The organism is Oerskovia sp. NPDC056781, from assembly GCF_042789955.1.
Classification (GTDB): Bacteria; Actinomycetota; Actinomycetes; order Actinomycetales; family Cellulomonadaceae; genus Oerskovia; species Oerskovia rustica.
In genome coordinates this window covers 1-12,472 of record NZ_JBHUAD010000118.1, presented here as the reverse complement: position 1 = coordinate 12,472, position 12,472 = coordinate 1, and the positions used below count along the sequence as shown (strand labels likewise).

Annotated in this window: 10 protein-coding genes; 6 read left to right on the top strand and 4 right to left on the bottom strand. The window is 72.9% G+C overall.

Annotated elements, in window-relative coordinates; genetic code table 11:
- Positions 1 to 239 precede the first annotated feature (239 nt).
- From ACFRCR_RS11510 to hemQ, 4 genes are all read left to right on the top strand, one after another.
- Positions 240 to 1,196 carry a carbohydrate ABC transporter permease gene (locus ACFRCR_RS11510; protein WP_377677658.1) on the top strand — a complete coding sequence of 319 codons (957 nt, stop codon included), beginning with the start codon at positions 240 to 242 and terminating at the stop codon, positions 1,194 to 1,196.
- A gap of 230 nt (positions 1,197 to 1,426) precedes the next feature.
- Complete coding sequence (locus tag ACFRCR_RS11505) at positions 1,427 to 2,314, top strand: carbohydrate ABC transporter permease (protein WP_225227556.1); 888 nt, start codon at positions 1,427 to 1,429, stop codon at positions 2,312 to 2,314.
- A 127-nt stretch (positions 2,315 to 2,441) separates the two neighbouring features.
- A complete protein-coding gene (locus ACFRCR_RS11500) occupies positions 2,442 to 3,638 on the top strand; it encodes a ferrochelatase (protein WP_377677656.1) in 1,197 nt (398 codons plus the stop codon).
- A 67-nt stretch (positions 3,639 to 3,705) separates the two neighbouring features.
- Positions 3,706 to 4,440: a hydrogen peroxide-dependent heme synthase gene (gene hemQ / locus ACFRCR_RS11495; protein ID WP_377677654.1), complete on the top strand. Its 735-nt coding sequence runs from the start codon at positions 3,706 to 3,708 to the stop codon at positions 4,438 to 4,440.
- A 51-nt stretch (positions 4,441 to 4,491) separates the two neighbouring features.
- Here the strand turns inward: hemQ and ACFRCR_RS11490 are convergent, their stop codons facing one another.
- Positions 4,492 to 4,779: a hypothetical protein gene (locus tag ACFRCR_RS11490; protein ID WP_377677652.1), complete on the bottom strand. Its 288-nt coding sequence runs from the start codon at positions 4,777 to 4,779 to the stop codon at positions 4,492 to 4,494.
- Between the two features lie 128 nt (positions 4,780 to 4,907).
- On the opposite strand from ACFRCR_RS11490, the gene ACFRCR_RS11485 reads away from it, so the two are divergent.
- Positions 4,908 to 5,741, top strand: a complete 834-nt coding sequence (locus ACFRCR_RS11485; protein ID WP_377677650.1) for a tryptophan-rich sensory protein — start codon at positions 4,908 to 4,910, stop codon at positions 5,739 to 5,741.
- 115 nt (positions 5,742 to 5,856) lie between these two features.
- On the opposite strand, the gene ACFRCR_RS11480 is transcribed toward ACFRCR_RS11485, so the two are convergent.
- The 3 genes from ACFRCR_RS11480 to ACFRCR_RS11470 form a co-directional block, all read right to left on the bottom strand.
- Positions 5,857 to 7,170, bottom strand: a complete 1,314-nt coding sequence (locus ACFRCR_RS11480) for a Glu/Leu/Phe/Val dehydrogenase (protein ID WP_377677649.1) — start codon at positions 7,168 to 7,170, stop codon at positions 5,857 to 5,859.
- Between the two features lie 102 nt (positions 7,171 to 7,272).
- Entirely contained in the window at positions 7,273 to 8,043 is a 771-nt protein-coding gene (locus ACFRCR_RS11475) for an aldo/keto reductase (RefSeq protein WP_377677647.1), read from the bottom strand.
- Between the two features lie 51 nt (positions 8,044 to 8,094).
- Positions 8,095 to 8,862, bottom strand: a complete 768-nt coding sequence (locus ACFRCR_RS11470; RefSeq protein WP_377677645.1) for a helix-turn-helix domain-containing protein — start codon at positions 8,860 to 8,862, stop codon at positions 8,095 to 8,097.
- A gap of 53 nt (positions 8,863 to 8,915) precedes the next feature.
- On the opposite strand from ACFRCR_RS11470, the gene ACFRCR_RS11465 reads away from it, so the two are divergent.
- On the top strand, positions 8,916 to 12,437 hold the full coding sequence (locus ACFRCR_RS11465; protein ID WP_377677643.1) for a proline dehydrogenase family protein: 3,522 nt from the start codon (positions 8,916 to 8,918) through the stop codon (positions 12,435 to 12,437).
- The last annotated feature ends 35 nt before the right edge of the window (positions 12,438 to 12,472 follow it).

Sequence of the window (12,472 nt, the reverse complement as noted above, 5' to 3'; positions counted from 1 at the left end):
GTGGGGTGGCGGGCCCCTCACCGCTCCTCAGTGTGCGCCCCCCCCCGGCCCCGGCCCCCCCCGCCCGCGCGCAACCCCCAACCCCGGGACCTCACCGCTGCTCTCGCCGGGTGCTCACCCGGTGCTCGTGAGAGCGGGCCGGGGTGGCCCGGCCCCCTCTCACGAACTCCCGGTCGGTCGCGAGCCCCCTGGCGACCGACCGGGAACCTCCTCTTCTCCTCGACCCCGAAGGACCTTCCGTGACCGCCACCAGTGCACCGGCGCGCAGACGCCACGAAGCGCCGGCCGACAAGCCCGCCCGACGACGGTCGCCCGCGACCTGGGTGCGCGGAGGCGGGCTCAGCAACCTGATCTTCATGCTGCCCGTGATCGTGATCTTCGGGGTCTTCTCCTGGTTCCCGATCGTGCGCGCGCTCATCATGAGCGTGCAGGAGACCAACCTCGTCGACACCCAGTTCGTGGGGCTCGACAACTTCCGGTACGTGCTCGCCGACCCGCTCCTGTGGACCGCGGTCAAGAACACCGCGTACTTCGCGTTCCTCGCGCTGCTGTTCGGGTACCCGATCCCGCTCGTGGCCGCGGTGCTGATGAGCGAGGTGCGGCGGTACAAGGGCCTGTACTCGGCGCTCGCGTACCTGCCGGTCGTCGTGCCGCCCGTCGTAGCCGTGCTGCTGTGGAAGTTCTTCTACGACGCCGGTCCCAACGGTGTGTTCAACACGATCCTCGGCTGGGTGGGCCTCGGCCCCTACCCCTGGCTCCAGGACGCCACCACGGCCATGCCGTCGCTCGTCCTCGCGGCCACGTGGGCCGGGGCCGGCGGCACGATCATCATCTACCTCGCTGCCCTCACGAGCGTCCCGCCCGAGCTCTACGACGCCGCCGAGGTCGACGGCGCGGGCGTGTGGCGCAAGGTGTGGCACGTGACCATGCCTCAGCTCCGCGGGGTCCTGTTCATCACGCTGATCCTGCAGATCATCGGGACCGCGCAGGTGTTCCTCGAGCCGTACCTGTTCACGGGCGGCGGCCCCGCGAACTCGACCATCACGATCCTGCTGCTCATCTACAACTACGCGTTCGCGAACAGCCTGGGCGGCAACTACGGCGCGGCGACCGCGCTGTCGCTCATGCTCGCGCTCGCCCTCGCGGCCTTCTCCGCCCTGTACTTCCGCCTGACCCGGTCCTGGAGCACCTCATGACGACCCCGCGCACCGACCGTCCCGCCGCCGTCCCGCCCGGAACGCCCGGCGGCGCGCCGGACCTCACCCCGGTCACCGGGCCCGACGGCGCAGCCCGCCCCGGCGAGTACCCCTCGCCCGTGGAGATCTCGGCCCAGGGCGGCGGCTCCATGGCGGGGCTCGCCGAGAAGGCCTACCTGACCCGCCGCGAGGGCGACGCGGCACGCGAACGCAGGCGCCGCCGTCGGGCCATGGACGGCGTGGCCGACCGCGGCGCGGTGTCCGTCGCGGACTGGCGACGCCCCTCGGTGCGGTTCGGGATGGGCGGGACGCACGTCCTGCTGCTCGTGCTGCTCGTGGTCGCGGGGCTCGGGCCCATGCTGCTGCTCGCGAAGTTCGCGGTCACGCCCACGCAGGACATCCTGCGCACGCCCATGGCGATCTTCCCGAACGGCATCGCGTGGGACAACCTCGACAAGGCGTGGAACGAGGTGCAGGTCAGCAAGTACTTCTTCAACACGATCTGGCTCGCGCTGGGCTCGTGGGCCGTGCAGATGGTCGTCGCGACGACGGCCGGCTACGCGCTGTCGGTGCTGCGCCCGCGCTACGGCAAGGCGGTCCAGGCGGCCGTGCTGTCGACCATGTTCATCCCGGCCGTCGTGCTGCTCGTGCCGCTCTACCTCACGATCCTGGACCCGCCGCTGCTGGGCACCTCGCTCATCAACAGCTTCTGGGCCGTGTGGCTGCCCGCGGGGGCGAGCGCCTTCAACGTGCTGCTCGTGCAGCGGTTCTTCGACAACCTGCCGCGTGAGGTCTTCGAGGCCGCGCGCGTCGACGGTGCCGGCCCCTACCGACTGTTCTGGTCGATCGTGCTGCCCATGTCCAAGCCCATCCTGGGCGTGGTGTCGGTGTTCGCGATCATCGCGAGCTGGAAGGACTTCCTCTGGCCGCTCCTGGTCCTCAAGGACCCCCTCATCCAGCCGCTGTCGGTGCGCCTGCCCGCGATCGCGGCCACGACCGACAAGGGCGTGTTCCTCGCGGCGCTCGCGATCTCGACCATCATCCCGGTGCTGCTGTTCCTCGTGTTCCAGCGCACGTTCCTGCAGGGTGCAGGGCTCGGGGGAGCGGTCAAGGGGTAGTCACGGGGAGCGGTTCCGTGCTCCCGGCGAGGACGAGGGTCGTTCTGACGAACTGTCCCGTCAATGTCACGTCCGCGTCGCAGCCCTCCGGGGAAGAACCCCCAGGTGCGGCTGAGATGATGCGGACATGCCCTCGTTCTCGCCTCAGACGACGGCCGCCGGAACCGGTGCACGGACCAGCACCGCTCCTGCCGCTGCCGCAGAAGTCCGCCCCTACGACGCCCTCCTCCTCTACTCGTTCGGAGGACCCAACAAGCCCGAGGACGTCGTGCCGTTCCTGCGCAACGTCACGGTCGGCAAGGGGATCCCCGACGAACGTCTCGAGGAGGTCGGCGAGCACTACTACGGGTTCGGCGGCAAGAGCCCCATCAACGAGCAGAACCTCGCCCTCAAGGCCGCGCTCGAGGAAGAGCTCGCGGACCGCGGGATCGACCTGCCCGTCGTGTGGGGCAACCGCAACTGGGAGCCCTACACGCGCGACGCCGTCGAGCAGCTCGCCGGCACGGGCGCCCAGCGGGTGGTCGCTCTCGTGACCTCGGCCTTCTCGTCCTACTCCGGGTGCCGCCAGTACCGCGAGGACCTCGCGCTCACGCTCGACGCCCGAGGCGAGCTCGGAGCCGACGGCTCGACCGGCATCCAGTTCGACAAGGTGCGCTCCTACTTCAACCACCCCGGCTTCGCGCAGGCGAACATCGACGCCGTGCTCGAGGGGTACGAGGCGCTCGCGGCCAAGGGCGGCGACGTGCGCGAGGCTCGCCTGGTGTTCGTCACGCACTCGATCCCGCTGACCATGGAGGCCGCGTCGCGCATCTCGCACGCCACCTACTCGCGCCAGCACCTCGACCTGGCCCGCGTCGTCGCGGAGGAGGTCTCGGCCCGCCTCGGCCACGAGGTCGAGTGGAACCTCACGTTCTGCTCGCGCTCGGGGCCGCCCGCGCAGCCGTGGCTCGAGCCGGACGTCAACGACCACCTGGAGTCGTTGGCCGCCGACGACGTCACGAACGTCGTGCTCTCGCCGATCGGCTTCGTGTCCGACCACATGGAGGTCGCGTACGACCTCGACACCGAGGCCATGGAGACGGCGACCCGCCTCGGGATCACCGCCGTGCGCGCCGGGACCGTCGGCACCCGTGCCCCGTTCGTCAAGGGCCTGGTGGACCTGGTCCTCGAGCGGGCGGCCATCGCGCGCGACGAGAAGTTCACCGAGGCCGTGGTCGGCGAGCTCGGCGCGTTCCGCTCGGTGTGCGCACCGGACTGCTGCCTGCGCCGCGACGGGGAGCCCAGCGGCATCCCCGCGCTGTGCAGCACCGACCTGCACCGCTGACCCGACGACCCGCACGACTCCCGGGACGTCGGCGTCCCGGGAGCCCGCACTCCAGAGAGGCACGACGATGAACGACGCGCACCGCGTCCCCGTGGACCACGAACAGATCAACGACTCGATCCGCTACACGATGTGGTCGGTCTTCGCGCTGGCCGAGTCCCTGCCGGCCGACGCCGCGGAGCGCACCGAGATGGTCGAGGCTGCGCTCGCCGCGGTCGGCGGCGGCGACGACCCGGCGGCCGTCGAGGGTGACCTCGTGGTCCGCGGCTGGTACGACCTGGGCGGACTGCGCTCCGACGCCGACCTCATGGTCTGGTGGCACGGCCCGACGGTCGAGTCCGTCCAGGGCGCCTACCAGCGCCTGCGGGCGAGCGAGCTCGGCCGCCACCTCGAGCCGGTCTGGTCGAACGCGGCCCTGCATCGCCCGGCCGAGTTCAACCGCGGGCACGTCCCGGCGTTCCTCATGCACGAGGAGCCGGGCTCGTACCTGTGCGTGTACCCGTTCGTGCGGTCCTACGACTGGTACCTCCTGCCCGACGCCGAGCGCCGCACCATGCTGCGCGACCACGGTCTGGCGGCCCGCGACTACGCGGACGTGCGGGCCAACACGGTCGCGTCCTTCGCGCTCGGCGACTACGAGTGGTTGCTGGCCTTCGAGGCCCAGGAGCTGCACCGCATCGTGGACCTCATGCGCGACCTGCGGGCCACCGAGGCGCGCCGCCACGTGCGCGAGGAGACGCCGTTCTTCACCGGTCCCCGGACCACGCTCATCGAGTGGGCGGGGCGACAGCCGCTGTCCTGACCTCACGCCGCCGAGTGCGGAGCAGCTGTCGCCGGTCCGCTCGATCCGTGACTAGTGCTCCGCACTCAGCGTCTCCGGGGTGCCCTGGGCGTCCCCGGGGGCTCGGGCGTCGAGGAGGCGGCCCAGCGCCCCGAACAGGTCGACCGACATCGGCACGTGGCCGTGCTCCCACGCCGCGGCGACGTGCTGCTGCTCGGCAAAGGTCCGGTCCGCCGTCGCGGTGGGCTCTCCCGATCCCGTTGCCGATGCCGCCGACCCCGCACCGTCGCCGGACGTCTCGGCCCCGGGGGCCAGGACGTGGACGAGCGCGCCGAGCGCCGCTCGCAGCATGCTGTTCATGTGGTTCTCCGACGGCGGGCCGCGTCGCGGCGATCTGCTGGCGCCGGAGCGTAACCGGTCGAGGGCTCCCGGCGCCAGCGGGGCGCCCACGAGATGCTCAGCATGCTGAGTGTTGGCATGCTGGGACCATGAGCAGCTCCCGAGCGACCACGTCAGCACCCGCCGCGGCCCCCACGACCTCCGACCGGGTCCGCCAGGTCACGGTCCTCGTCGGGGCGGCGGTCGCGATCGTCGGCGCGGCGTTCGGCTCCGGAGCGTTCGGCGGCCAGGCGATCCAGGACGCCGCCGGGGGAGCCCTCGCCGCCGACGCGACCCCCGTGGCGCCCGACGGCCCCGCGTTCTCCGTCTGGTCGGTGATCTACCTGGGGCTCGCGGTCTTCGCGGTCCATCAGGCGCTCCCGCGCCAGGCCACCGATCCCCGCCTGCGGTCCGTGTCGTGGTGGGTCCTGGCCTCGATGCTGCTCAACGCCGCCTGGATCGGCGTGGTCCAGACGGGCGTCCTGCCGCTCAGCGTCGTCGTGATCGGCGTGCTCGTCGCAGTGCTCGCCGTGATCCTCGTGCGGCTCGTGCGCACCCCGCCCACGAGCGTCGTCCAGTCCGTCGTCCTGGACGGCACGGTCGGCCTCTACCTGGGGTGGGCCAGCGTCGCGACGCTCGCGAACGTCGCCGCCGCGCTCACCGACGCGGGCGTGGGCGAGGCGGGTCTCGGCGCGACCGCCTGGGGCGTGCTCGTCGTCGCAGCCGGCGCGGTCCTGGCCGTCGCCTACGCCCTCTTCGCGGCGCGCAGGCCCGTGGCCGCGATCGCGGTCGGGCTGGCCATGGCCTGGGGGCTCGGCTGGATCGCCTACGGCCGCGCGAACGGCCCCCTCGTCGACGGCACCGTCGCGGTCGCGGCCGGCATCGCCGCGGGCGTCGCGATCCTGGCCCCCGTCGTGACCACGCTGCGCGCGCGCCGAGGCTGACGCGGCGCCGTCGGGCAGGGCAGGTCTCGCCCAGGACCGCGGAGCACCGGGCCAGGACGTGCGACAGGGCGGCCCCCGCCTCGCGGGGACCGCCCTGCCCGGGACGAGGGCGACGCTACGGGTAGAGCCCGCGGATCTGGTGCGCCTCGGCCGTGCGCTGGATGCCGATGACGAGCGCGGCGTCGCGCAGGCTCAGCTCCTCGCGACGAGCCAGCGACGACACGCCCTGGTAGGCCACGTGCATGCGGTGCTCGAGCTTCTCGCCGATCTCCTGCTCGGTCCACCAGTACGCCTGGTTCGCCTGGACCCACTCGAAGTAGGACACGACGACGCCGCCTGCGTTCGCGAGGATGTCCGGCACCACGGTCACGCCGTTCTTGGCGAGGATGCGATCGCCCGCAGCGGTGGTCGGGCCGTTCGCCCCCTCGACGACCCAGCGGGCCTTGACGGTGTGCGCGGTCTCGTCGTCGAGCACGCCCTCCACGGCTGCGGGGATGAGGACGTCCACGGGCAGCGCGAGCAGCGCGTGGTTGTCGATCGGCTCGGCGTCCTCGAAGCCGACCACCGTCCCGGTCTCCGCGACGTGCCGGAACAGCGCGGCGACGTCGAGCCCGTCCTCGTCGTGGATGCCGCCGTACTGGTCGCTCACCGCGACCACCCGCGCGCCCTGGCCCGCGAGGATCGCGGCGGCGTGCGAGCCCACCTTGCCGAAGCCCTGGACCGCGACCGACGCGTCCGAGAGCTCGAGCCCCGCCTCGGCGAGCGCGGCCTTGGTCGTGTGGACCACGCCCTGCGACGTCGCCGTGGTGCGCCCGAGCGAGCCGCCCACGGGGATCGGCTTGCCCGTCACGACGCCCGGGATCGTGTACCCCTGGTTGACCGAGTAGGTGTCCATGACCCATGCCATGGTCTGCTCGTTGGTCCCCATGTCGGGGGCCATGATGTCCCGCTCAGGCCCGATCACGGGCATGATCTCGCTCGTGTACCGGCGGGTCACGCGCTCGAGCTCGGCCTGCGTGTACTGACGCGGGTCGATCGACACGCCCCCCTTGGCCCCGCCGTAGGGCAGGTCCACGACGGCGCACTTCCAGGTCATCCACATGGCGAGCGCGCGCACCTCGTCGATGTCGACGCTCGGGTGGTACCTCAGCCCGCCCTTGCCGGGGCCGCGCGAGACGTTGTGCTGCACGCGGTAGCCGCGGAACAGCACGATCTCGCCGCTGTCGCGACGCAGCGGGACCGAGACGTTGACCTCGCGGCGCGGGGTCGCGAGCATCTCGTGCAGGCCCGGGTCGTACCCGAGGATCTCGACCGCGTTCGCGAGCTGGCTGTGGGCCGTCGCGAGGGCCGAGGCCTTCTGGTGGGGGGTCTCGGCGGTGGATCCGGCCTGGGTGGGACCGCTGGTGGGCGGCGTTGACGTCGTCGTCACTCTTCCTCCGGGTGATGAGGGTCTTCCGGTCCCGAGGTGAGGGACCGTACCCGTCCAACGTACCGCCAGGTCGGGGCCCGTTTCACGTCGCCCGCCGGATCGTCACCCGAGCGTGTCGATGCGCGCGAGCTCGTCCGGGCTCAGCGAGAAGCCCGTGACGTCGAAGTTCGCCTCGATCCGGGCCGGGGTCACCGACTTGGGGATCACGACGAATCCGTGGTCCAGGTGCCAGCGCACGACGACCTGCGCGGTGCTGACCCCGTGGGCCTTCGCGACCGCCTGCAGGGCGGGCGAGTCGAGGTTCGTGCGCTTGAACGGGCTGTATCCCTCGAGCACCACGCCGCGCTTGGCGTGCTGCTCGACGACCTGCGCGTCGTAGTCGTCCGGGCCCCACGGGATCTGGTTGACCGCAGGCGTCTCGCCCGTCTGCTCGGACAGGACGTCGAGCTGGTCCACCGAGTAGTTCGACACCCCGACCGACCGCACGAGTCCCACGTTGCGCGCCCCGAGCATCTCGGCCCACACCCAGGGGGAGGCGTCGCCCGACGGCGGCCAGTGGATCAGCCACAGGTCCAGGTAGTCGGTGCCGAGCAGGCGCAACGACTGCGCGAGGGTCTCGTGCTCACGCCCGACGTCCGCGGGACGCAGCTTGGTCGTGAGGAACACGTCCTCGCGCGGCACGCCGGACGCGGCGAGCGCCCGGCCCACCTGCTCCTCGTTGCCGTACATGGTCGCCGTGTCGATGTGCCGATACCCGACGTCGAGCGCGTGGCGCACCGCGCGGTAGCAGTCGTCGCCCTCGGACTGCCACGTGCCGAGGCCGAGCAGGGGGATGTCGCCGCCGGGCAGGGCGGCGGTGGGGATCGAGGTCATGGTTCCCAGTCTTGGCACGGGTGGAGCGGGAGCGCGAGCCGGAGCGTCGACCTATCGCCGAGCCCTGCGCCGGAACGACGACGGCGTCTCGCCCGTCAGGCGCGCGAAGGTCCGGGTGAACGCGGGCTGGTCGTAGAAGCCCGTGACGACCGCGATCTCGGCGATGGGGGAGTCCGAGCCCACGAGCAGCTCGGCCGCCCGGTCGACCCGGGCGCGGAGCACCAGCTGGCGAGGGCTGAGCGAGAACACGCGCCGCACGCGGCGGTCGAGCACCGCAGGCGTGCACCCCGCGAGCGCTGCAAGGTCCGCGACCGTGAGCGCCTGCCCCAGGCGCCCCTCGATACCCGCGACGAGCCGTGCCATCGAGTCCATCGAGGCGTCGTCGGCGTCGTCCTCGCGCAGGTCCTGCGAGACCGAGACGAGCCCCACGAGGTGTCCTGCGGCGTCGTGCACCGGAAGCTTGGACGTGAGGAACCAGCCGGGCGTGCCGCCCAGGCGGCGGATGAGCTCGAGCTCGTTGCGCAGCGGACGACCCGTGCGCAGGACCTCGGCGTCCTGCTGGTCGTAGCGCTCGGCGAGCTGTGGCACGAACAGGTCGGTGGCGCGCTTGCCGAGGACCGCGCGGCGCGAGCGCTCGTTGGTGCGGGCCACGAAGACCCGGTTGACCAGCACGTACCGGCCCGTGACGTCCTTGGCGCAGAACATGGTCGACGAGAGCTCGTCCATGAGGTCGACCATCGCGGGGCTGAGGGCAGCGAGCAGCGCCTCGCCGTCTGGCCAGGTGCGTGGTGGGGTGGACTTGTCCGGAAGCGATGCCATGACAGCCCGGATCGTACAAGACGAAGCGTCAGCAACGGAGGCACGCTAGGAGGATGAGCAGCCACGACTCGAGCGCCCCAGCGGGTGCTCCACGCGCGGACGACCGGTCACGAGCCGGTGCCTCCTCGCCCCTGACCAGCGTCGACGTCCGGACCGACACCCCGGTCGAGGCCCTGGCCGACGACGCCGCGCGCCTCGCCCGCAGCTGGATCGCGGCCGCGGCCGCGGCCTCTGAGGGCGCGCGCGAGCGCAGGACCGCCGAGCGCCTCGGCGCCCTCGTGTCCGACCCCGCGGGGCTCGAGCTCGCGGTGCGTTTCGTCGACAACGTCGCCCGCCCCCAGGACGTCCAGGTCGCCGCGCACGAGCTCGGCCTCCTGGGCGACCTCGCGGGCGGCGCGAAGGGCTTCCTCGGCCCGGTCGACACCGCGCTGCTGCGACTCGGCGCCCGCATGGCCCCCGTGCTGCCGAAGGTCGTCGTGCCCGCCGCGCGCATCCGCCTGCGCCAGCTCGTCGGTCACCTCGTGGCCGACGCCGGGCCGGGGCTCGGCAAGCACCTCGCGCGCACGCGCGCCGAGGGGTACGCGCTCAACGTCAACCTCCTCGGCGAGGCCGTGCTCGGCGAGGACGAGGCGCAGGCCCGGCTCGCACGAACCATCGCTCTCGTCGAGCGTCCCGACGTCGACTACGTCTCGGTCAAGGTGTCCTCGGTCGCGTCCCAGCTCGTCACGTGGGACCTCGAAGGCTCGCGCGACCGTGTCGTCGAGCGCCTCCTGCCGCTGTACCGCGCGGCGCGCGACCACGGGGTGTTCCTCAACCTCGACATGGAGGAGTACCGCGACCTGGCCCTGACGACCGAGGTCTTCCAGACGATCCTGGGGCGCGAGGAGTTCCGTGGCCTGGAGGCCGGGATCGTGCTCCAGGCGTACCTGCCCGACGCGCTCGGCGCGCTCGACGGCATCACGGCGTTCGCGACGGAGCGCGTCGCGGCGGGCGGCGCCCCCGTCAAGGTGCGCCTCGTCAAGGGTGCGAACCTCGCGATGGAGAAGGTCGAGGCCGAGCTCCACGGCTGGGCCCAGGCCCCCTACCCGACCAAGCCCGACGTCGACGCGAACTACGTGCGCCTCGTCGACCACGCGCTGCGCGCCCCCCGCACGGACGCGGTGCGGATCGGCGTCGCGAGCCACAACCTGTTCCACGTCGCGCTCGCGATCCTCGTGGCTCGTGCGCGCGGGGTCGCCCACGCGCTCGACGTCGAGATGCTGCAGGGCATGGCGCCGGGCGAGGCGCGGGCGGTGCGGGACGAGGTCGCTCGGGACGCGGGCCGCGTCGTCCTCTACACCCCCGTCGTGGCCCGCGAGGACTTCGACGTCGCGATCTCCTACCTCGTGCGACGCCTCGAGGAGAACGCGGCCGAGCAGAACTTCCTGCACGCCATGTTCGCTCCCTCGGACCACCCCTCGGACACCGCGATGGACCGCCAGGAGGCCGCCTACCGTGCCTCGGTCGAGCTCGGCACCCGCTACTCCGCCACGGACGTGACGCCGCGTCGCCAGGTGCGCGACGCCGTCGGGCACGTGGCCGGGGAGCGTTTCACCAACGCCGCCGACACCGACCCGGCCGTCGCGGCCAACCGCGCCTGGGCAGCGCGGATCGTCGGTCCGGACTCCGGGTTCGTCCCTGCGCAGTCGCCCGAGGTGACCAGCACGGACCACGTGGACGACGTCGTCGCGCGTGCCGGCAGGGCCACCGCGGCCTGGTCACAGGTCGCCCCCGCGGACCGCGCCCGTGCCCTGCGAGCCGTGGCCGCCCGTCTCGAGGAGGCCCGCACCGACCTCGTGACCGCCATGGTGCACGAGCCCGGCAAGACCGTCGGCGAGGCCGACCCCGAGGTGAGCGAGGCGGTCGACTTCGCGAGCTACTACGCGCAGTCGGCCGAGGCGCTCGACCAGGTCCCCGGCGCGACCTTCACGCCCCACGGCGTGACCCTCGTGACCCCGCCGTGGAACTTCCCCGTCGCGATCCCCGTGGGCGGGATCGTCGCGGCGCTCGCGGCCGGCTCGGCCGTGATCGCGAAGCCGGCCCCGGCCACGCCGCGCTGCCTGGAGGTCGCGGTCGACGCGATCCGTGCGGGGCTCGCGGACGCAGTGGCGGGCGCACCCGCCGGGAGCACCCTGACGGCGGACGCCGTCCGGGACGTCGTGCAGCTCTCGCGCGTGCCCGACGGCGACCTCGGTCGCCACCTCGTGACGCACGAGGGAGTGGCCCGCGTCATCCTCACCGGGGCCATCGAGACCGCGCAGATGTTCGCGTCGTGGCGGCCGGGGCTCGACGTGCTCGCCGAGACGTCGGGCAAGAACGCGATCGTCGTGACGCCCTCGGCGGACCTCGACCTCGCGGCGGCCGACGTCGTGCGCTCGGCGTTCGGGCACGCGGGCCAGAAGTGCTCGGCGGCCTCGCTCGTGATCCTCGTGGGCTCGGTCGGCGACCAGCGGACCGAGACGGGTCGCCGGTTCTCTGTGCAGCTCGTCGACGCGGTGCGTTCGCTCGCGGTCGGCCCGGCCACGGACGTCTCGACGACCATGGGTCCGCTCACCGAGGCGCCCGGGGACAAGTTGTTGCGCGCCCTGACGACGCTCGAACCTGGCGAGCAGTGGCTCGTCGCGCCGCGCCGCCTCGACGCCTCGGGGCGCTCGTGGACCCCGGGGCTGCGCTCGGGCGTCGCGCCGGGCTCGTTCTTCCACCTCACCGAGGCGTTCGGCCCGGTGCTCGGGATCATGACGGCCGCGACGCTCGACGAGGCCGTCGAGCTGCAGAACGCGGTCTCGTTCGGCCTCACGGGCGGCATCCACAGCCTCGACGACACCGAGGTCGACACCTGGCTCGACCGCGTCCAGGTCGGCAACGCCTACGTCAACCGCGTCATCACGGGTGCGATCGTGCAGCGCCAGTCGTTCGGCGGCTGGAAGCGCTCGGCCGTCGGGCCGGGCGCCAAGGCGGGCGGGCCCAACTACGTGGCCGAGCTGGGCACGTGGAGCGACGCGGTCGCCGCGGGTCCGGAGCGCGGGGCGCCCGACGCCGGAGCCGTCCCCGCGCGGGAGACCTCGCCCGAGGCGTGGCTCGCGTGGGCCCGGGCCGATGACGCCCGCTGGTGGGCCCACGAGTTCGCGGTCGAGCACGACCCGTCGGCCCTGCACGTCGAGTCCAACGTGTTCCGGTACCGGCCGATCGACGTGCTGACGGTCCGTGTCGGTGCGGACGCCGCGGAGGTCGAGGTCGAGCGCGTGCTGTCCGCGGCGCGCACGGCGGGGGTGCCGGTCGTGGTGAGCCGCGCCGACGGGCCGTCGGCCGTGAGCCACGAGGCGTTCGCCGCGGCCGTCGGGCGCGGCGAGGTCACGGGTCGGGTGCGCGTCGTGGGCTCGGCGCCCGGCCTGCGCGAGGCGGCGGCGGGCCACGTGGGCGACGTGACGGTGCTGGACCACCCGGTCCTCGCGAGCGGTCGGCGCGAGCTGCTCACGGTCCTGCGCGAGCAGGCGATCAGCCGGACGATGCACCGGTTCGGTCACGTGACGCGCTAGCCCCCGGACGTGTCGGAACCAGCGTGGCCCAGAGG